The following is a 19,764-nucleotide window of genomic DNA, read 5'->3' on the forward strand; positions in this document are numbered from 1 at the left end:
CTAGCCGTTGCATCCGCGGCGCGATCGGTCGTGATGCTCGTGTTTGAAAGTTCGTGCCCTTGCCAACCCCTGATATGTCGTCCCGTATAGGCCGATTTCGACCGTTGCCCGGAAATTTTTCGAAGCTGGCACTACGCTTCGGCCCGGTTGGCTCGCACCGCCGCCCCTTAGGCGACATACATCAGGACGTTCACGTCGGCGGCAACCGGCCGTTGCCGATGCGCTCGACGCGATAGCGTAGGAGCCGCAGGATGCGGCTTTCGAAATTGACGCTTTCGACGCGATCGAACTGCACCTGGGCACGGTCGTGTCTGGCGAGAATGGCGGCGGTGATCTGGGCGGCCTTGGCCTTCGCCGCATCGCAGTCCTTCTGCGGGTAAGCGGCTTTCAGCGCGTCTTCCAGTTCGCGGGCGTGATTCTTGGCGATCTCGACATGGCGTTCCTCATGGCGCTTGATGTCGGCCGACAGCGTGTCCCAGAACAGCCGCACATTCGCGTCGGCCTTGCGTGGGCGGCTCCATTCGGGAAGGATAACCTTGACCTTGACGGTCACGGCGGCGTCGGCGATCCGGCAGGAGCCGGACTGCCCAGCATAGCTGATGCGCGTGGTGAAGGCCATCTGTGTGGCGCCGGGATGCCGCGAGCCCGTGCTCTTCACCTGCGGACCACGTTTGGAAAGCTGTGCCTCGATGTCTTCTAGCGTCCTGCCGCCGACGGCGAAGTAGCTATATGTCTTGACGAGATTGGCCGCGCCCGCCGGAACGGCGGTGGCGGCAAGCAGCAATGCGCAAAGCAGGGTTCGTTTCATCAGGTTGCCTCTCGTCCTACCTTGCTTTACGGCCATTGCCGGCGCAACGGAATTGATCTGGTGCGGATCACACATGGTTGATGAGCCCCACGGTTGATGAGCCACACGGTTGATGAGCCCCATGGTTGATGAGCAATGACGGCGAGGCGATGGCAGTTGGCGCACGGACGCCATCTCGACCTTGGCGACAAGGCCGTGGTGGTCGGCATTCTCAATGTCACGCCCGACAGTTTTTCCGACGGCGGTCTGTTCGATGCCGCCGAGAACGCGCTGGTCCAGGCGCGTCGCATGCTGGGCGAAGGCGCCCTGGTCGTCGATGTCGGCGGTGAATCGACCAGGCCGGGCGCGTCCGCGATCACGGCAGGCGAGGAGCAGGCGCGGATCCTGCCGGTGATCGAGGCGCTGGCGGGTTCCGGCGAGGTGCTGATTTCGGTCGACACCTATCGCGCCGAGACCGCGCGGCTGGCCGTCGCGGCCGGGGCGCATATCGTCAACGACGTCTGGGGCTTGCAGCGGGAGCCGGACATTGCGCGTGTCGCAGCCGAAACCGGCGCGGGGCTCATCATCATGCATACCGGGCGGGATCGCCGGAAACTGCCCGACGTCATCGCCGACCAGTTCGCGTTCCTCGAAAAATCACTGGAAATCGCCCGCCGACACGGCATCGCCGACGATCATATCGTTCTCGATGCCGGCTTCGGCTTCGCCAAGGAGACGGCCGAGGATAACCTCGACCTGATGGCGCGGTTTTCCGAGCTCAACGCCCTCGGATTTCCGCTGATGGCCGGAACCTCGCGAAAACGCTTCATCGGCACCGTCACGGGCCGCGATGCCGCCGAAAGAGGGGCTGGGACTGCGGCGACGAGCGTCATACTGAGATTGAAGGGCGCCGACCTGTTTCGTGTCCACGATGTCGCAATCAACGTGGACGCGCTGGCCGTGGCGGATGCTATGCTGGCGCGCGAAACCGCCGCTTCGGAACGCTGAACCATGTATGTCATCCGCCTGAAGAACTGCGCCTTCTTTGCCCGGCACGGGGTGCTGGACGAGGAGGAGGCGCTCGGCCAGCGCTTCTATGTCGACGCCTCGCTCACCGTGGAGCCCGGGCGCGCGCTGGTCGACGATGCCATCGGGGAAACCGTCAATTACGGTGTTGCCTTCACGGTGATCGAGGAGATCATCACCGGACACAGGCGCTTCCTGATCGAGGCGCTGGCCCTGGAAGTCGCAAAAGCCCTGACGGAACGCTTCCCGCAGATCAGGAAAGCCGAAATCACGGTCCGCAAGCCGAATGCGCCGGTGCCCGGCGTGCTCGATTACGTCGAGGTGACCGTTGTCTGGCCGCAGTAACACCGTCTATCTCAGCCTTGGCGGCAATCTCGGCGATCCGGCGAGTTCGATGGCGGCGGCGCTGCGCCTGCTCGACGCCGATGCCGCCACTCGCGTGGCCGCGGTGTCCTCGCTCTACCGCACGCCGCCCTGGGGCAAGCTCGACCAGCCCGACTTCCTGAACGCCGCCGCCGAACTCTCGACACGGCTCTCGCCGCGGGCATTGCTCGACCTGTGCCTCGATGCAGAGCGCAAGCTGAAGCGCGTGCGCGAGGAGCGCTGGGGGCCGCGCCTGATCGATATCGACATCCTGGTTTTCGGCGACCGCGTCATCCACGAAACCGGCCTGGAAGTGCCGCATCCGCGCATGCTTGAACGTGCCTTCGTGCTGGCGCCGCTGGCCGAGATCGCGCCCGATCTTGCCGTAAGCGGACGAAGCGTCTCGGAGCGGCTGGCCGCCGTCGATGCGGCCGGTATCGAACGCCTGCCGTCGGGCCGCGACTGGTGGCTGGATAGACCAGGGTCAGCCTGAGAACCCGCCATCGTCCAGAAAGACTTTTTCCTCCGGCGTGGTCTCACGACCGAGCATCTTGTTGCGATGCGGAAAACGGCCGAAGCGCCGGATGATGTCGAGGTGTTCTTCGGCGTATTTGAGGTAGTCCGGCGCGTTGGCCGCGGTGAGCTCGACCGACCGTTCCTGGTCGGCGAGCAATTCCGAATGTTCGAACGGCAGATACAGGAACACCCGCAATTCCGGTTCGAGCGCCAGATCCTGGCCTGACGTTACGGCTTTTTGGGCAAAATGCTTCGCCAGCGGGTCCGTGGCGTACATGTGGCCGGTGCCGCGAAAGCAGTTGCGCGGAAACTGGTCGAGCAGGATCATCAGCGCCAGCGAGCCTTCGGCATGCTCCGACCAGCCGTCGCATTCGCGCCGTGCGGCCGCGTAGTGCAGCTCAAGAAAGCGGTTGCGGAAATCGCCGTCGAAAACATCGCTCTTTTCGAACCATGCGTCCGCTCCGGCATCACGCCAGAATCTGGTGACCGACAGGGCTCTGCTGTCCAAATCCATGCTTTTCTCCTATCAGCCCGCCGGCTCGGACTTGTGCAGAACGCCGGCCGTTTCCTCGTTGAGCGCCTGGCCGGGGCGGCGCGGCGTGGAGAGCGGCGTCGGGATCGGCGTGCCGATATTGCCCTTCAGGAAGCGCTGTCCGGAGCGGATGCCTTCGGCGAGTTGCGTCTCGAAACGGGCGGTGTCGCGGCGGCGGACGTCTTCGACCACCTCGGCGACGTCTTCCGGGTCGACGCCCAGGGCCTCCAGCGTCGAACCGCCAAAAACCAGCGCCGATTCGAATGTTTCACGCAGCTGATAGTCGACGCCTGTACGGATGAGCTGCAGCGCGGTGCCTCGGTCGAAGGCGCGCGCCAGCACGGTAAGCAAGGGAAACTCGGCTTTGACGAGCTCGGCGATGCGCACGGCGGCATCGGGTTTGTCGACGCAGATGAGCACGGCGCGTGCGCGCCCGGCGCCGGCGGCGTGCAGGATGTCCAGCCGCGTGCCGTCGCCGTAATAGACCTTGAAGCCGAAATCGGCCGCTGCCTGGATCATCTCGACATCGTTGTCGATGATCGACACGTCGATGCCGCGCAGCAGCAATGGCTGGCTGGCGATCTGGCCGAAGCGACCGAATCCGATGATCAGCACGCTGCCGGTCAGCCCTTCGGCGACGTCGACGCCATCCAGCGACAGCTCGTCGCGCGGCGTCAGATACCGCAACGCGACGATCGCCAGCGGCGTCAGCACCATGGAGATGATGACGATGGCCGTCAGCGTCGCGTTGGCCTGGCCGTCGATGATGCCGACGGAAGCGGCGGCCGAATAGAGGACGAAGGCGAATTCGCCGCCTTGCGCCATGAAGACGGCGCGTTCCAGCGCCTCGCGATGGCCCGACTTCAGGATGCGGGCGACGATGTAGATGCCGAGCGCCTTCATGACCATGTAGGCAACGACATAGACGGCGATCAGCCGCCAGTTCTGAACCACCACATGCAGGTCGAGCGACATGCCCACGGCGAGAAAGAACAGGCCGAGCAGGATGCCGCGAAACGGTTCGATATCGGCTTCGAGCTGGTGGCGGAAGGTCGATTCGGACAGCAGCACGCCGGCCAGGAACGCGCCCATCGCCATCGACAGGCCGCTGAGCTGCATGGCAAGGGCGGATCCGAGAACGACCAGAAGGGCGGCCGCCGTCATCACCTCGCGAGCGCGGGCATCCGCCAGGATACGGAAGAAAGGGTTGAGCAGAAAACGTCCGGCCAGCACCAGGCCGATGATCGCGGCAAGGCCGATACCGACCTCGGCCAGCCGCTCCGACAGGCTGGTGTCGGTGCCGCCTGGCGCCAGGAACGCGATCAGGGCCAGCAGCGGCACGATCGCCAGATCCTCCAGCAGCAGGATGGAGACGATGCGCTGGCCCTTGGGCGAGGCGATTTCGCCGCGCTCTTCCAGAAGCTGCATGACGATCGCCGTCGAGGTCAGCACGAAGCCGGCTCCGGCGACGAAGGATTGCGCGATGGAAAAGCCTCCGGCTATTCCCACACCGGTCAGCAAGACCGCGCAGACCCCGACCTGAAGCGCGCCCAGGCCGAAGATCTCGCGGCGCAAGCCCCAGAGCCGCGACGGCTGCATCTCCAGCCCGATAATGAACAGGAACATCACGACGCCGAGCTCGGCGACGTGGAGGATGGCTCCCGATTCGGAAAACACACCGATGCCGAACGGGCCGATCACCACGCCCGCGGCCAGATAGCCGAGAATCGAACCCAGGCCCATACGTTTGAAGATCGGAACGGCGACAACACCCGCGGCGAGCAGCGCCACCACCTGAACAAGCTCGCTGCCCGCTGCCTCTGCCGCCATTCCCGCCATTCCGCTCGTTTGAGGACCGCAGCCTGTGCGGTCGGGTCAAGACGCCTCGGATCAGGCGCCAGCGCCCCAAGGATAGGGGCTTCGGCGGGCATGTAACAGCCCGAATCCTGCGGCGGGCAATGTTGCAGGCACGTTACACAAGTTGAGCGCGAGGCCGCGTTGCGTCTGGCTGCAATCGGAGGTTAAGCACGCTCGGCTTCGGCCAGTGGAGGGTGTGGCGATCAAGCCGCGCCCTTTTTGAGGAGATGACTGACATGAAGAAGTTTTTGCTCGTTGCCGTCGGCCTGGCGGTGCTCGCCGGCTCGGCTTGCTCCAAGGCGCCTGAGTGCACGGCCGAGGTCGCCACCAAGAAGGCGCAGGACATGGCCGCCGCGCTGCAGGAGGCGGTTACCAAGGATCCGTCCAAGGCGGCCGATCTGACGGCCAAGGTGCAAGAGGTGACGACCAAATATCAGGGCACCACGACCCTGGCCGACGCCTGCAAGGCCTATGATGAGGTGACGGCGGCGATCAAGGGCTGATCGTTCCTATCGACGTCTTCAAAAGGAGGCGGTGGCGATGGGCCGCCGTCTCTTTTTGTGTTTGGTTACAGGCGGTTGATACGCGCTCAGTTCGGCGCGATGGAGCCGACTTCGATCGCGTCGACCCGCTTCAGGCTCATGCCGATCACCGGCACCAGCTGGTCCGCGACGCGCACTGCAACCGTCACCGTCATCGAATTGTCGTCGGGGATGCGTGCCTGCATGACGCCGCGCAGCTGGTTGCGGTTGATGGTGAACACCACCTTGCGGGCATCGACCACATTGCCGCCGATGATATCGAGGCCGGCACCGGCCGCGCCGCCCATGAAGGAGCCCTTGTAATCGCGCCCCTTGCGCTCGATCTTGGCCGACATCGGCTGGGTGAACATGCCCACACGGCAGCCGCCGTCGAGCGTCATGCCCATCTTGCCGTCGGGCGTCGAGCCGGTGAAGCTGCAATTGAACTTCGTGCCCTTGTATTTGCCGGCGACGATCTCGCCCGGGCCCACCCACTTGCCTTCGGCGGACCGGAAGAACTGCTTGTCCGGCTCCGCCGCGGACGCCTGTGCGGCAATGCCGGCGACAGTGGTGATCGCAACCGCCAGGGGCAACAGGCTGGACAGAATTACGCTTTTCATCGACGACACCCGGCAACAAAGAGGCTGTTTTGGAACCAGTGCGACCATGAACAAGATTGGTTAATGCTTCGTCACTGCCAAGGTCGTCGTTCACTTGCCAGGCGGGGTGTTCTCGCTTTCCTTCCTGCTTGCGAACGATGTCAGCGCGGAGAGGAAATCACCCAGTCCCGGCCGTTTTGCCGCACTGAAGGGCAGGGGGCGCGCCGTCTCCATCGCGGCGATGCCGATGCGCGCCGTCATCATGCCGTTGACGACGCCTTCGCCGAGCTTGGCGGAGAGGCGCGCAGCCAGGCCGTGGCCGACGATCTGCTGGACGAAACTGTCGCCGACGGCGATCGAACCGGTGACCGCCAGATGCGCCAGCACGCTGCGCGCCAGGCGAAAGAAACCCAGTGTTCCCGGCCGCCCGCCATAGAGTTCCGAAAGGCGCCGGATGAGGCGCCCGGCCTCGAACACGACATAGGCTACGTCGACGAGCGCACGCGGACTGACGGCCGTCACCAGCGACACGCGTTTGGCGGCTTCCAGGATCATGATCTTGGCCCTGGCGTCGAGAGGGCCAAGGATCTCCGCCTCAGCGAGACGCACCAGATTGGCGCCATCGATGATCTCGTCGCGCAGATCGGCCAGCGCGCGCCTGCCCGCGGCCGTTTCGGGTTTGGCCGCGACGAAGGCCGACAGCTCGTCGACCACCAATCGCGCCGCCTTGGGATCGTCGCGTGCAATCGCATCGAGCGCACGTTTCTGCAGCTTTTCGACCTCGGCAAGCCGGGCGATCGCCAGGAACTCGCGAATCAGGATCACCACCAGCGCCAGCACGGCGACGGCAGCCATGCCGGCGGCCAGCCAACCCAGCCACTCGGCGCGCGCGAACAGATCGCGAATGAGCTGATCGGTCCACAGGCCGATGGCCAGCGAAACCAGCACCCCGAACGCGCCGAAGAAGATGGAGCCAAGCAATGAACGTTTCCTGCGAGCGACCGCCGGCGGCGGTTCGGCAGCGACGATGTCCGGCTCGTCGAACACGTCGATCTCCGACGGGATGACCAGCGCGACATCGCTCTTCACCGCGCGGGGCTTGCGCTGTGTGTCGGTCTGGACACGGCGCGCCTCCGGCGCCCCGGCCTGGGCACGGCGCGCCTGCGCCGCGTCCTGCTGCGATGTGGCCTCCGGTTCGATGCGGAATGCCGCCGGCTTGCGGGGCGCGGTCATGCCAGATGGTCTCCGATCAGGAACTGCAAGGCACGGTCGAGCCGGATATGCGGCAGTGACAGCATGACGCCCTCGGCCGTGCGCTCGAGTTTTGGCGGGCGAAAACGCACGAAGCGGATCGCCGGGTCGGTATTGTCCTGCCTGTGCGCTCCCCCGGGAGCTTCGAAGACAGCATCAATTTTCTCCGGTAAATCACCGGGAAATATGGCCGTTTCAGCTTTCCCGTCAAAGGTGTCGCCATTGATTGTCTCGCCCGCGAGCGGTGTGCCGATGATGACCGGCAATGTCTCGCGGCCCTGTTTGACGGTGCCTTCCCGTGTTGCGCGCACCGCCGCCATGGCGACGACGTCGACGCCGGCGCCGGTGAAATTCGCCCGCGCCACGGCGCGGTCTGCCAGCCGCCGCACGATCGCCTGCAAGCGGTCATGGCTGTCGTGATGCAGGTGGTCGGCCTTGGTGGCGGCGATCAGGATACGATCGATGCGCCGCGAGAAAAGATCGGTGAGGAAGCTGCCGCGTCCAGGACGGAAACAGGCGAGGATCTCGGTCACCGCGCGCTCCAGGTCGGCCATGGCTCCGGGGCCGGCGTTCAGCGCCTGCATGGCGTCGATCAGCACGATCTGGCGGTCGAGCCGGGTGATGTGTTCGCGGAAGAAGGGTTTGACGACATGGGTCTTGTAGGCCTCGTAGCGCCTTTCCATCATCGCGTGCAGCGAGCCGCTGCGCGGGCGCTTGTCGCCCAGGCCGGCCAGAGGCGCGAAGGTCAATGCGGGCGAGCCTTCGAGATCGCCAGGCATCAGGAAACGGCCCGGTGGCAAAGTCGAAAGCGCCCGCTCGTCGAGCTTGCAGGCTTTGAGATAGGCGGCGAAATCCTCGGCCAGGCGGCGCGCCGTCATCTCCTCGGCATCGGCGTTCGGGTCGATCTCGGCCGATAGCGCCCGCCAGGCCCGCGACAGATCCTCGCGCACCGGCAACGCAGCCATTTCAAGGGCTTCGCGCGAAAAATCGGCGAAGGATTTTCCGAGCAGCGGCAGGTCGAGCAGCCATTCGCCGGGATAGTCGACGATGTCGACCGACAGTTTTCCGGAGGAAAACATCCTGTTCCAGCCGGAAGCCGATTCATATTCGATGGTCAGCCGCAATTCGGAGATGGCGCGTGTCGAATCGGGCCAGACGCGGTCGTTCACCAAGGCGGCGATATGGTCCTCGTACTGGAATCGCGGCACCGCGTCGTCGGGCTGCTCTTCGAGGAAAGCGCGCGCGATGCGCCCGGATTTCTGCGCCTCGAACAGCGGCAGGCGCCCGCCATGAATAAGGTTGTGGACCAGCGCCGAGATGAAAACCGTCTTGCCCGCCCTGGAAAGGCCCGTGACGCCCAGCCGCAGCGACGGCGAAAATAGCCCGCTGGCGCGGCCCGAAAGCGTGTCGAGCGCAATTCTCGCCTCGTCGGTGAAAGTGGTCAGCGATGACGCCAAAATTGTCTCTCGATGCTGCGACAGGTCCGATATAGGCGTTGCCGTGCTGGTTTGAAATGGCGTCAGAGGTCAGCCGGCGTCAGGAATGCCTCGAGATAGCCGGCACCCTGGGCGGCCCCGGCAAGATCGCCGCTGAAGCGCACGACCGCCAGGCCCGAGGTCGGGAAACCATGATTGAGCATGGCGCGGGCGCTTTCCTCGCCATCGCCGGACACCGCCATGGCGAGATCCTCCGTCATCGGATTGTGGCCGACGAGCAGCATCGAACCCACCCCACCATTGTCCCGGATGAGGCTGAGGTACGCGGCCGCGTCCTCGCTGTAGAGCGCGTCGACGAACAGAACCCGGCCGGTGTCGGCCCGACCGGCCACGCCTTCCAGCGTCTCCTTCGCGCGCCGGGCTGTGGAGCAAAGCGTCAGATCGGGCACATAGGAGCGCGACCGCATGGCGATGCCCATCGCCTCCGCATCAGCGCGGCCGGACGCATCGAGAGGGCGATCGAAATCACGCATGCCGGGCAGCGCCCATCCGGCTTTGGCGTGCCTCAACAGATAAAGCCTGCTCACCCAACCTCCACCGTGCCAACAGCCCGAACCGTGCTGTGATTAGCCATAAGAACGGCGTGGCGCACAATGGCAGTCGTTTTTCAGACATGACGAATCATCAGCCGGCGGCCGCCAGTTCGAAGGATCCGGTACCTAAGACCAGCCCGAATCACCTCAATCGCGCTCATCGAGGCAGATTAACAATTGCGTGAATCGGTAATCGATTGCGCTTGTGCAGGCGTTTGACCGCGAATATATAGGCGCCAAATTTGGGGCTGTTTGGGTGAGTCGAATGAACGATGCCGTTACCGCCGATTACGTACCCTCCGAAGACGAGCCGTTCATGAACGAGCGGCAGAAATCCTACTTCCGCTCAAAGCTCGTCACCTGGAAGAATGACATATTGCGCGAAGCGCGCGAAACCCTCGAAATCCTACAGCAGGAAAACGCCAATCATCCCGATCTAGCCGACCGCGCCTCTTCGGAAACCGACCGCGCCATCGAACTCAGGGCGCGCGACCGCCAGCGGAAACTCATCGCAAAGATCGATTCGGCCTTGCAGCGCATCGAGGAAGGCACTTACGGCTATTGCGAGGAGACTGGCGAACCGATCGCGCTGAAGCGGCTGGATGCCCGCCCGATTGCAACCTTGTCGATCGAAGCGCAGGAGCGCCACGAGCGCCGCGAGAAGGTCTATCGCGACGACTAGCCTGCGGTCTGCATTCAAGAAGATTTCAGCGACATCACTGTCGAAATGGCCGGTTTTCCGGCCATTTCTTTTTGAGATCCGGGCGATGCGCTCAAAAACCCCGATCGGTTTTCGGGCCCGGGCGCAAGCGCTGCTCATCTTTTCTGGCTGGAGAGTTCGCCCAGAAGCCTGGTCATCTCGTCGTCGAGCGACGGCGGTGTTTTTGCCACCGGCTTATTCGCCGGACTGCTCGAGCGGGGCTGGTCGAGCGAAACCTCGAGTTCCTTCATCAGCGTTTCATCGATGCTTTCCTGCCCCGGCGGTGGTGAAGCCGGCGGCGGGGCATGCCGGACGGCATTGACGTTTGCGGAGCCGTAGGAAGGCAGCGGCGTGACATTGGTCGGCTGATAACCCTGCGCCGCCGGCTTCGGCACCGGCTCCGGAGCGCGCTGGCGGGCGGGTGGCGCTGCACTCACCGGCTGCGGAGCAGGTGCCTGTCTCGCCGGCGCCGGGGTGGGCTGAGGCGCACGCGGCTTTGCCACCGCGACAGGCTGCTGCGAACCGCCGTCTCCGGTCAGCGCGGGACGGCGTGGCGCAGAAAGGCGGATGTCACGCTCGACGACGACATCGGTCGGGCCGCCGATCAAAAGCAGATGCTCGATGTCGTCGCGGCGCACCAGCACCAGGCGGCGATGGCTGTCGACGGCGGTGGCGTCCATGACCGCAAGCCGCGTCTTGCGGTTCCGGCCGCCCGCGACAAAGGTGCCGAAGGTCAGGTTGCGAACGAGTTTGACGATGATGAGGACGATGACCAGCAGGACCAGCGCCGCGAAGGTCCACAGCAGTGCCGCTACATAGCCGGGGCCCGCTACGCTATCCAGCCATTGCAGCATTGGTTCCCCCTGATCGGTTTGGAAGTGACGCGACACTAGACCGTTGCGGCGGGCTACCGCAAGTTGCCTTTCACGCTTCATGAACAGCTTGAAACACTGGAGGGCTGGCCGACGTCATTTTTATCTGACATTTGCCGCCCGGGCCTTTTCGGGACCAGGAGAATGTGATTCAACCCGACAGGGGCGGGCGTCGGCACACATTGCGGCGAGTATCGGAACACCGGACTTCAAGAGCAGGGGGCACATGGCCAAGGAAACGCGCGGCGATTTCTATCCGGTACCGATCGTCGATCAGAACACGCGGCCGGGCGCCGTTACCCGGCTCGTCATCTTCATTGCCGTCCTGACGGGGGCCGCGATCGTTTTCGGCCTGTTTCGCGAGCGGCTCGGCGACCCTTTCCTGCTCGGCATGCTCGGTGTGCTGGCGATGATCGGCGTCGGCTTCCTGTTCGCCACGGCGATCGGCTTCGTGCAGATCACGCCACGCTCGACGGGCGACGAACTGTCGAAGGCATTCGTCGATTCGATGTCGCAAGGCCTTCTGGTCACGGACACCAAGGGCCGCGTGGTCTATGCAAACCGCGCCTATGCCGACATGACCGGAGCCTCTTCCGCGGCCGACCTGAAGACGGTCGAAGGGCTGCTTTCGGATGTTCCGGAAGCTTCGGTCACCATCTACCGACTGGCCTCCGGCCTGCGTGACGGCCAGCCGGGCGACGGCGAATTCCGACTCGCGCAGTCGATCAAGCCTGGTGCTGAGCCCGGCGCGCGCTGGTATCGCGCCCGCGCTCGCACCTTCAGCGTGCCGGGCCAACGGCTGCCGATGCTCGCCTGGCAACTTGCCGATATTTCGCAGGAACGCGCCGAGCAGGAGCGTTTCTTCCTGGACCTGCAGAAGGCGATCGATCATCTCGACCACGCGCCCGCCGGCTTCTTTTCCGCCGACCAGGAAGGCCGCGTCACCTATATCAACGCCACGCTCGCCGAATGGCTGGGTATCGACCTTGCCAGCTTCACGCCCGGCGCCGTGTCCCTGCCGGAGATCGTCGCCGGCGACGGCATGGCGCTGGTGCGCTCGGTCAAGGCCGACCCCGGTACGACGCGCAACGCGGTCATCGATCTCGACCTCACGACGATGACGGGCGAGGCGCTGCCGGTGCGCTTCATGCATCGCGTTTCAGCCAGCCGCGAAGGCCTCAACGGTCCGACGCGCACGATCGTGCTCAACCGCACGCAAGGCGAGGACGCCTCGGCGGACCTGCGCGCCTCGGAAGTGCGCTTCACCCGTTTCTTCAATTCGACGCCGATGGCGATCGCCGGCGTCGACGCCAGCGGGCGCATACTGCGCACCAATGCGCCGTTCCTTTCGCTGTTTTCATCGGTCGTCGATCGGGACGCCGTCGACCGCCGCATGCGGCTCGACACGGTCATCCACGAACGTGACCGCCCGGCCTTTGCCGCGGCCTTCGAAAAGGCAAGGCAGCGGCAGGCCGATATCGAGCCGATCGACACGCTCCTGCCCGGCAATGAGGAGCGCCACATCCGTTTTTACGTCAATGCGGTCGCCGACGGCACAGGCGGCGAGGGGGCCGAGGAGTCGGCCATCGTCTACGCCGTCGAGACGACGGAGCAGAAGGCGCTCGAAGGGCAGATGGCGCAAAGCCAGAAGATGCAGGCGGTCGGCCAGCTTGCCGGCGGCATCGCGCACGACTTCAACAATGTGCTGACCGCCATCATCATGGCGTCGGACCTGCTTCTGACCAACCATCGGCCGTCGGACCCATCCTTCCCCGACATCATGAACATCAAGCAGAACGCCAACCGGGCAGCCTCGCTGGTGCGGCAGTTGCTGGCCTTTTCGCGCAAGCAGACGCTGCGGCCGGAAGTGCTGAACCTCACCGACGTGCTCGCCGATCTCAGGATGTTGCTCGCCCGTCTGGTCGGCAACGACATCAAGCTGAAGATCGACCACGGTCGCGATCTCTGGCCGGTCAAGGTCGATATCGGCCAGTTCGAGCAGGTGGTGGTCAACCTGGCGGTCAACGCGCGCGATGCAATGCCGGCGGGCGGCGACCTCACGGTGCGCACCCGCAATGTGACCGCCGAGGAGTGCAAGACCTTCCCCTACCGCGAACTCACCCCGGCGGACTATGTGGTGGCCGAGGTCGAGGACACCGGCAGCGGCATCGCGCCCGACGTGCTCAAGAAGATATTCGAACCGTTCTTCACCACCAAGGAGGTCGGCAAGGGCACCGGCCTTGGCCTGTCCATGGTCTACGGCATCATCAAGCAGACCGGCGGCTTTATCTTCTGCGATTCCGAGGTCGGCAAGGGTTCGGTCTTCCGCATCTTCCTGCCGCGCCACATTGCCGAGGCAAAGAAGGCAGGCGAACCTGGGGAAGCACCGGCAGCGGTGCCTGCCAAGTCGGCCGAGACAGGCAAGGATTTGTCCGGGTCGGCCACGGTGCTGCTGGTCGAGGACGAGGATGCGGTGCGCATGGGCGGCATGCGGGCTCTGACCTCGCGCGGCTATACCGTGCACGAGGCGTCCTCCGGGGTCGAGGCGCTGGAAGTGTTCGAAGCGCTCGGCGGCAAGGTCGACATTGTGGTTTCGGATGTGGTGATGCCGGAGATGGACGGGCCGACGCTGCTCGGCGAGTTGCGCAAGCGCCAGCCGGACATCAAGTTCGTCTTCGTGTCCGGCTATGCCGAGGATGCATTCGCCAGGAACCTGCCGGCGGACGCGCATTTCGGATTCCTGCCGAAACCGTTTTCGCTCAAGCAGTTGGCAACGATCGTCAAGGACATGCTGGAGTCTTAGGCCGTGAACCCATAAATCGGGAAATGGCCGAGATTGGTGGTTCCCGGAGGGCAGCTTAGGAGGCGGAATCGCCGAATAGCGGCCGTTCAGCAAATCCGAGCAGCAAGGTTTTTGCGATCTCTCGCGCCTTCGAGGCAAGCGCCTCATCCGGCAGTTCGCCGGCGGTCCAGAATGACAGGACCCCACGAAAGGCAAATGCGAGCTGTTCCGGCAGACTGCGCAGCGCCTTCTGCCTGCCGGCCGCGATCAAGCCTTCGCCCGCTCCAAGGGCCAGCGACCACAAGGTTGTGGAGTGCGCCAGGACCTTTCCGGGGGACGGGCCGGCCGTGCCGATCCATCCCATCACGGCCCGGTTTATCTCCGGCTCCTCCAACATTACCTCGACCGCGGTATCGATGGCCAACAGCACGCGGCCTGCGGCATCGGCAGGCGGTGACATCCCGGCAAAGCGTTGGGCCATCGTATCGATCCGCCGCCGCGAAAGGGCATGCATGATCGCGGCCTTGCTCCCGAACTGATTGAACGGCGTCGCGAAACTGACTCCGGCTTCGGTGGCGAGGTCGCGCATCGAGAAACCGGCCTTACCCTGTCGGAGCAGTCGCTCCGCCGCATCGATCACACGCCGGCGAAGCGGCTCACCCCGCGTGGCGGTCGGAGCAACCTTGGTCTTGTTTGGTGTCATGCTGTTATCTATATCATGATATAGTTTTCAATCATAGCCCGGAGTGAACCATGACTTCCACCCCTAAGACATTCCTCATCACCGGTGTCAGCTCCGGGCTGGGGCGAGCATTTGCAAGAGGCGCGCTTGAAGCGGGCCATCGGGTGATCGGCACCGTGCGGCGGGAAGCCGACGCCGAGATCTTCGCCGCGCTCGCGCCCGATCGCGCCCACCCGCTCTTGCTGGACGTGACCGATTTCGAGACGGTCCCGGCGGCTGTCACCGCGGCGGAACGGCAGGCGGGTCCAATCGACGTGCTGGTGAACAACGCCGGTTACGGCCATGAGGGCGTGCTGGAGGAGTCCTCCATGGACGATCTCCAGCGCCAGTTCGCCGCCAACGTCTCCGGGCCCGTCGCGATGATCAAGGCGGTGCTGCCGGGCATGCGCGAGCGGCGTCGCGGCCATATCATCAACGTCACGTCCATGGGCGGCTTCATCACCATGCCCGGGATCACCTTCTATTGCGGAAGCAAATTCGCGCTCGAAGGCATTTCCGAAGCGCTCGGCAAGGAAGTGGCAGGCTTTGGAATTCGGGTGACGGCGCTCGCTCCCGGCCAATTCCGCACGGATTGGGCCGGACGCTCGATGGATCGCACGCCGCGCAGCATTGCCGACTATGACGCGGTCATGGACCCGATCCGCGCCGCGCGACAGGCCAAGAGCGGCAACCAACCGGGCGATCCGGCCAAGGCCGCGCAGGCGTTGCTCGTGCTGGTCGATGCCGCGAACCCGCCGGTACGGCTGTTCCTGGGCGACGATGCGCTGGGGCTGGTCGACCAGAAGCTCGACGCGATGCGGAGCGAAATCAGCGCGTGGGAGGAGCTTTCGCGATCAACCAGCTTCGCATCATGAGCGCTTGGAGTGCGTCGGCTGATGAAGACGCGCCGCGCGTTTTCATCAGCCTGCAATTGGGGCGGCTCGGCCTGACCGCCGGCCGAACATCCCGCCGAAGAGCAACCAAGTGAAGCCTTGCTTCAGCGGGCGGCTCTATCGCGAGCGCAACCTGATCGAGCGGTTCTCCTCCAAGCTGAAGCACTTCCGGCGTGTCGCCACCGCTACGACTTTGATAGAGTCGCCGACCGGTTTAACTCTTTGTTTTCGTGATATTGTCGTCCTGAAACGAAGTTTCCGTGTATTAGCGTTCCCGAATGCCTCTTGCGCAATACCGCGACAAGGCCATGATTGTGGATGAAACGGCAGGGACGAGCTGTTGACGCCACACATCGAAGCCAGCAAGGGTGACTACGCCGACATTGTGCTGTTGCCGGGCGACCCCCAGCGCGCCGAATGGATGGCCATGACATTCCTGGAGGCCCCACGCTGCATCAACCGCCGGCGCGGTGCCCTTGGCTTCACTGGCCTGTTTCGTGGTCAGCCGGTCAGCATCCAGGCGACCGGCATCGGCGTATCCTCCTTTCTGATCTATGCGCATGAGCTGCTGGACGGCTATGGTGTGCGGACTTTGATCCGTACCGGCACCTGCGGCGGGCTGACCGCTGAGGTAAAACTACGCAGCCTCGTCATCTCGCAATCGGTGCGGCCCGAAAGCGCCCGAAGCGGTCAGGTTTTCGGCCTCTATGACGCTGCAGCCGGGCCGGACCCGGCGCTGTTTGCTCGCGCATTGGCGAAGGCGGCCGAACTCGGCATCGACCATCGTGCCGGGCTGACGGCATGCAGCGACGTCTTCCACCATCCGCAGGGACGCGCCCGTTTTGCCGATGCGCAGGCAGCCGGCGCGCTGGCCGTGGACATGGAGACCAGTGCGCTCTATCGCATTTCCAGGCATTTCGGGGCCCGTGCGCTATCGATCTGCACGGTGGTCGACGATATCGACAGCGGCGAACAGACCCAATATGCGGAACGCCAGGATCTTTTTACCGACATGACGCGGCTGGCGCTGGAAATCGCCGCCGCCGATCGGCCCGGTGCGTGATAGGCCCGCCGAGCCGCCCCAGTTCCTGATGCATTCCGAACACAAAGCCGGGGGGCACTTTTCTGGATCTTCAGGCGGCTTCCCATTTCGGCGGCATCTGGTCTTCCATGCCCGGCCGGTGGCTGCGCAGATAGAGCGCGCAGGTGGTGCGCAGCATGGAGGCGAAGTTGGGAATCTCGCCATTGATCTCGATGGCCTCGTCATAGAGTTTCGAGATGAATTTCGGCGTCGTCAGGTCCTGGCTTTCGGCGATTTCGTCGAGCAGTGCCCAAAACGTCGCCTCAAGCTGGATGCTGGTCGAATATCCGTCGATGCGGATCGACCGGTTGATCTGACGATAACCTTCGGGGTCCTGGGCCGCAAATACCCTGCACATCCGACAACCTCCCACGTTCGTTGATTTTTGGCGTTGATTTTGGGTGGACAGATGCTTTTGCCGCCAGAGGCGACGCGGCCTTTGTCCCCGACAGCATTCTCCGGCAAAATCGGCTGAACAGCAATCGGACTTTCGTCGTTGCGATTGTCAGGCGAGTCGATCTTCGGAGCGTGGTAACCGGCTGCCACCATCTTTTGCCGTCGCCGCGCATAATCATCTTCGAAGCATCGAGTGGCGAGGACTGATTTGGCGAAGGCAATCCACACCATGATCCGGGTTCTCGACGAGACCCGCTCCGTCGATTTCTACAGAAATGCCTTCGGCCTCGATGTCGCCGAAAGGCTGGATTTCGACACGTTCACGCTCATCTACCTCAGCAATGCCGAGACGCAATTCGAAGTCGAACTGACCGTGAACAAGGGTCGGCAGGAGCCTTATGCGCTTGGCGATGGCTACGGCCATCTCGCGGTTTCGGTCGTCGATCTCGACGGCGAGCACGATCGGCTCGGCGCGCTCGGCCTCAACCCGAAGAAGATCGTCGAATTCAACCGTGACGGTTCGCTGATCGCACGCTTCTTCTTCATCGAGGATCCGGACGGCTACAGGATCGAGGTTCTGCAACGAGGAGGCAGGTTCCAATAGAGATCGCGGCCGCGCGTGCGCGGCGCCAGCCAAGGCATCCCATGGATGCAACCAGCAAGCAGGGAGGAAAATATGGTCACGATCTATGAAAGCAGACCCGGGCTTTCGCGGCGCGAGCTTCTGAAGCGCGGCGGCGTCGGAGCCTTGCTCGTCATTTCCGGCAGCGCGGTCATCAGCCCCGAACATGCCTGGGGCCTCGAAACGTCGGCGCTGAAGCCGGAGACGATGGCGACGCTGATCCAGATGGCGCGGGACGTCTACCCGCACGATCAGCTTCCCGACAAATATTACGCCATCGCGGTCAAGAGCCATGACGATCAGGCCGGCAAGGATGCCGCACATAGGGATCTCATCGAGAACGGCATCGCCGATCTCGACAAGAGGTCCGGCAAGGGCGGCTACCGGAACCTTGGTTGGGAGGATCAGCGTGTCGCAGTGCTGAAGCAGGTCGAAGCCACGCCTTTCTTCCAGGCGGTGCGCGGGGGCCTCGTCGTCAGCCTCTACAACCAGAAGGAGGTCTGGCCAGTCTTTGGCTATGAGGGCGAATCCTATTCCAAGGGCGGCTATATCGCGCGCGGCTTCGACGACATCGAGTGGCTCTGAGCCGCTCCTCTCGTCACCCAGCAAAATCGAAATCATGGGAGGAAACCATGGCAGCAGCGTTTGATCTGAAAAACGACAATTTGGTCGTCATCATCGGCTCGGGAGCCGGCGGCGGCACACTCGGCAATGAACTCGCCCAGAAGGGCATCGACGTCGTGATCCTGGAGGCCGGCGCTCGCCACGAATTCGACGACTTCATCAATGACGAGTGGGACTCCTTTGCCCAACTCGCCTGGAAAGACAAGCGCACGACTTCGGGCGACTGGCGCGTGGCCAGGGATTTTCCGAACCTGCCGGCCTGGATCGTGAAATCGGTCGGCGGCTCGACCACGCACTGGGCCGGCGCTTCGCTGCGCTTCCAGGAGCATGAGTTCAAGACCGCCTCGACCTACGGCAAGGTGGAGGGCGCGAACCTGCTCGATTGGCCGGTGACACTGGCCGAGATGGAGCCTTATTACGCCAAGGCCGAAGCCAAGATGGGCGTCACCGGCACCAATGACTGGCCGAGGCTGCCGGGCAACAATAATTTCAAGCTGTTGAAGGCTGGCGCCGACAAGCTCGGCTACAAGGAATGCCACACCGGCAACATGGCGATCAATTCGGTCGAGCGTGACGACCGGATGTCCTGCCAGCAGACCGGCTTCTGCTTCCAGGGCTGCAAATGGGGCGCCAAATGGTCGACGCTCTACACCGAGATCCCGAAAGGCGAAGCGACAGGCCATCTCGAGGTGAGGCCGAACGCCATGGCCGTCAAGATCAACCATGACGCCTCGGGAAAGGTGACCGGCGTCGTCTATGCCGACAAGGACGGCAAGCTGCAGGAGCAGAAGGCCCGCATCGTCGCCGTCGCCGGCAATTCGATTGAAAGCCCGCGCCTGCTGCTCAATTCGGCTTCGAGCAAGTTCCCTGACGGCCTCGCCAATTCATCGGGGCAGGTGGGCAAGAACTACATGCGCCACACCACCGGCTCGGTTTATGCCATCTTCGACAAACCGGTGCACATGTATCGCGGCACCACGATGGCCGGCATCATCCGCGACGAGGCGCGGCATGATCCATCGCGCGGTTTCGTCGGCGGCTACGAATTCGAGACGCTTTCGCTCGGCCTGCCGTTTATGGCGGCCTTCCTCGATCCCGGCGCTTGGGGCCGCTCCTTCACCACCGCACTCGACCACTACGACCACATGGCAGGGCTGTGGATCGTCGGCGAGGACATGCCGCGCGAAGAAAACCGCATCACGCTGCATGCCGACGAAAAGGACGAGCACGGCATGCCGATCGCCGATGTGCATTTCGACGATCATCCCAACGATACGGCGATGCGCGATCATGCCTACAAACAGGCCACGGCGCTCTACGATGCGGTTGGAGCGACGCGTACTTTCCCGACGCCGCCTTATCCTTCCACCCATAATCTCGGCACAAACCGGATGAGCGAGAAGGCGGCCGAAGGCGTCGTCAACAAGCACGGCCAGACGCACGACATCAAGAACCTGTTCGTTTCCGACGGCAGCCAGTTCACGACAGGCGCGGCCGAGAACCCGACGCTGACGATCGTCTCGCTGGCGATCCGGCAGGCCGATTACATCGCCAGCCAAATGTCAGCGAGAAGCATCTAGTTCCACCTCCCG

General features: G+C 63.8%; 21 protein-coding genes and 1 pseudogene. 12 read left to right on the plus strand and 10 right to left on the minus strand.

Translation table 11 applies throughout. The features are described 5' to 3' along the window. Nucleotides 1-190: 190 nt before the first annotated feature. Nucleotides 191-808, minus strand: coding sequence for a DUF922 domain-containing protein (locus tag FJ942_RS18195; protein WP_181169943.1), 618 nt, complete (start codon nucleotides 806-808; stop codon nucleotides 191-193). A gap of 135 nt (nucleotides 809-943) precedes the next feature. Here FJ942_RS18195 and folP point away from each other — a divergent pair, with 135 nt between their 5' ends. Genes folP through folK form a run of 3 tightly spaced genes read left to right on the plus strand, consistent with a single transcriptional unit; the run spans nucleotide 944 to nucleotide 2,669 of the window. After that, nucleotides 944-1,795, plus strand: coding sequence for a dihydropteroate synthase (folP, locus tag FJ942_RS18200; protein WP_140898475.1), 852 nt, complete (start codon nucleotides 944-946; stop codon nucleotides 1,793-1,795). A 3-nt stretch (nucleotides 1,796-1,798) separates the two neighbouring features. Further along, nucleotides 1,799-2,158 (plus strand): dihydroneopterin aldolase, encoded by a 360-nt coding sequence (gene folB, locus FJ942_RS18205; protein WP_140498905.1) that lies wholly within the window; start codon nucleotides 1,799-1,801, stop codon nucleotides 2,156-2,158. Further along, nucleotides 2,142-2,669, plus strand: a complete 528-nt coding sequence (gene folK / locus FJ942_RS18210) for a 2-amino-4-hydroxy-6-hydroxymethyldihydropteridine diphosphokinase (protein WP_140560912.1) — start codon at nucleotides 2,142-2,144, stop codon at nucleotides 2,667-2,669. The genes folB and folK overlap by 17 nt, the downstream gene beginning before the upstream one ends. Here the strand turns inward: folK and FJ942_RS18215 are convergent. Both FJ942_RS18215 and FJ942_RS18220 read right to left on the minus strand, forming a co-directional pair. Then, nucleotides 2,661-3,206, minus strand: a complete 546-nt coding sequence (locus FJ942_RS18215; protein WP_140560913.1) for a DUF924 family protein — start codon at nucleotides 3,204-3,206, stop codon at nucleotides 2,661-2,663. The two genes, folK and FJ942_RS18215, sit on opposite strands and share 9 nt — an antisense overlap. A gap of 12 nt (nucleotides 3,207-3,218) precedes the next feature. Next, nucleotides 3,219-5,054 (minus strand): monovalent cation:proton antiporter-2 (CPA2) family protein, encoded by a 1,836-nt coding sequence (locus FJ942_RS18220; RefSeq protein WP_140525371.1) that lies wholly within the window; start codon nucleotides 5,052-5,054, stop codon nucleotides 3,219-3,221. Nucleotides 5,055-5,317: 263 nt separating this feature from the next. On the opposite strand from FJ942_RS18220, the gene FJ942_RS18225 reads away from it, so the two are divergent. Beyond that, nucleotides 5,318-5,584: a hypothetical protein gene (locus FJ942_RS18225; RefSeq protein WP_140547541.1), complete on the plus strand. Its 267-nt coding sequence runs from the start codon at nucleotides 5,318-5,320 to the stop codon at nucleotides 5,582-5,584. An 86-nt stretch (nucleotides 5,585-5,670) separates the two neighbouring features. Here FJ942_RS18225 and FJ942_RS18230 read toward each other — a convergent pair whose 3' ends face one another. The 4 genes from FJ942_RS18230 to FJ942_RS18245 all read right to left on the minus strand — a co-directional run bounded on the left by FJ942_RS18230 (nucleotide 5,671) and on the right by FJ942_RS18245 (nucleotide 9,475). Further along, nucleotides 5,671-6,222, minus strand: coding sequence for a hypothetical protein (locus FJ942_RS18230; protein ID WP_140498896.1), 552 nt, complete (start codon nucleotides 6,220-6,222; stop codon nucleotides 5,671-5,673). Nucleotides 6,223-6,312: 90 nt separating this feature from the next. Further along, nucleotides 6,313-7,434, minus strand: a complete 1,122-nt coding sequence (locus FJ942_RS18235) for a YcjF family protein (protein WP_140498894.1) — start codon at nucleotides 7,432-7,434, stop codon at nucleotides 6,313-6,315. Beyond that, on the minus strand, nucleotides 7,431-8,909 hold the full coding sequence (locus FJ942_RS18240; RefSeq protein ID WP_140898478.1) for a YcjX family protein: 1,479 nt from the start codon (nucleotides 8,907-8,909) through the stop codon (nucleotides 7,431-7,433). The genes FJ942_RS18235 and FJ942_RS18240 overlap by 4 nt, the downstream gene beginning before the upstream one ends. A gap of 62 nt (nucleotides 8,910-8,971) precedes the next feature. Further along, nucleotides 8,972-9,475 (minus strand): histidine phosphatase family protein, encoded by a 504-nt coding sequence (locus FJ942_RS18245; protein ID WP_140498890.1) that lies wholly within the window; start codon nucleotides 9,473-9,475, stop codon nucleotides 8,972-8,974. A gap of 271 nt (nucleotides 9,476-9,746) precedes the next feature. Here FJ942_RS18245 and dksA point away from each other — a divergent pair, with 271 nt between their 5' ends. After that, nucleotides 9,747-10,163, plus strand: coding sequence for an RNA polymerase-binding protein DksA (gene dksA / locus FJ942_RS18250; RefSeq protein WP_140498888.1), 417 nt, complete (start codon nucleotides 9,747-9,749; stop codon nucleotides 10,161-10,163). 134 nt (nucleotides 10,164-10,297) lie between these two features. Here dksA and FJ942_RS18255 read toward each other — a convergent pair whose 3' ends face one another. After that, nucleotides 10,298-11,035 (minus strand): flagellar biosynthetic protein FliO, encoded by a 738-nt coding sequence (locus tag FJ942_RS18255; protein WP_181169945.1) that lies wholly within the window; start codon nucleotides 11,033-11,035, stop codon nucleotides 10,298-10,300. 244 nt (nucleotides 11,036-11,279) lie between these two features. Between FJ942_RS18255 and FJ942_RS18260 the strand changes: the two genes are divergently transcribed. After that, the gene (locus tag FJ942_RS18260; protein WP_140898481.1) at nucleotides 11,280-13,856 is read left to right on the plus strand and encodes a response regulator; all 2,577 of its coding nucleotides are present in this window, start codon (nucleotides 11,280-11,282) and stop codon (nucleotides 13,854-13,856) included. 55 nt (nucleotides 13,857-13,911) lie between these two features. On the opposite strand, the gene FJ942_RS18265 is transcribed toward FJ942_RS18260, so the two are convergent. Beyond that, entirely contained in the window at nucleotides 13,912-14,538 is a 627-nt protein-coding gene (locus tag FJ942_RS18265) for a TetR/AcrR family transcriptional regulator (protein ID WP_140674552.1), read from the minus strand. 50 nt (nucleotides 14,539-14,588) lie between these two features. On the opposite strand from FJ942_RS18265, the gene FJ942_RS18270 reads away from it, so the two are divergent. The 3 genes and pseudogenes from FJ942_RS18270 (at nucleotide 14,589) to FJ942_RS18280 (ending at nucleotide 16,512) form a co-directional block, all read left to right on the plus strand. Continuing rightward, the gene (locus FJ942_RS18270; RefSeq protein ID WP_140898484.1) at nucleotides 14,589-15,431 is read left to right on the plus strand and encodes an oxidoreductase; all 843 of its coding nucleotides are present in this window, start codon (nucleotides 14,589-14,591) and stop codon (nucleotides 15,429-15,431) included. Nucleotides 15,432-15,513: 82 nt separating this feature from the next. Next, nucleotides 15,514-15,633, plus strand: a pseudogene (locus tag FJ942_RS18275) (IS5/IS1182 family transposase); the annotation flags it as partial. A gap of 156 nt (nucleotides 15,634-15,789) precedes the next feature. Next, nucleotides 15,790-16,512: a DeoD-type purine-nucleoside phosphorylase gene (locus tag FJ942_RS18280; RefSeq protein WP_140515295.1), complete on the plus strand. Its 723-nt coding sequence runs from the start codon at nucleotides 15,790-15,792 to the stop codon at nucleotides 16,510-16,512. Between the two features lie 70 nt (nucleotides 16,513-16,582). On the opposite strand, the gene FJ942_RS18285 is transcribed toward FJ942_RS18280, so the two are convergent. Continuing rightward, a complete protein-coding gene (locus tag FJ942_RS18285) occupies nucleotides 16,583-16,888 on the minus strand; it encodes a ribbon-helix-helix domain-containing protein (protein WP_140498878.1) in 306 nt (101 codons plus the stop codon). A gap of 246 nt (nucleotides 16,889-17,134) precedes the next feature. Between FJ942_RS18285 and FJ942_RS18290 the strand changes: the two genes are divergently transcribed. From FJ942_RS18290 to FJ942_RS18300, 3 genes are all read left to right on the plus strand, one after another. Then, nucleotides 17,135-17,530: a VOC family protein gene (locus FJ942_RS18290; protein WP_140498876.1), complete on the plus strand. Its 396-nt coding sequence runs from the start codon at nucleotides 17,135-17,137 to the stop codon at nucleotides 17,528-17,530. 72 nt (nucleotides 17,531-17,602) lie between these two features. Further along, nucleotides 17,603-18,133 (plus strand): gluconate 2-dehydrogenase subunit 3 family protein, encoded by a 531-nt coding sequence (locus FJ942_RS18295; protein WP_140557776.1) that lies wholly within the window; start codon nucleotides 17,603-17,605, stop codon nucleotides 18,131-18,133. 47 nt (nucleotides 18,134-18,180) lie between these two features. Next, nucleotides 18,181-19,752, plus strand: a complete 1,572-nt coding sequence (locus FJ942_RS18300; protein ID WP_140515297.1) for a GMC family oxidoreductase — start codon at nucleotides 18,181-18,183, stop codon at nucleotides 19,750-19,752. Nucleotides 19,753-19,764 lie beyond the last annotated feature (12 nt).

Source organism: Mesorhizobium sp. B2-4-2 (assembly GCF_006442845.1).
In the GTDB taxonomy this organism is placed as follows: domain Bacteria; phylum Pseudomonadota; class Alphaproteobacteria; order Rhizobiales; family Rhizobiaceae; genus Mesorhizobium.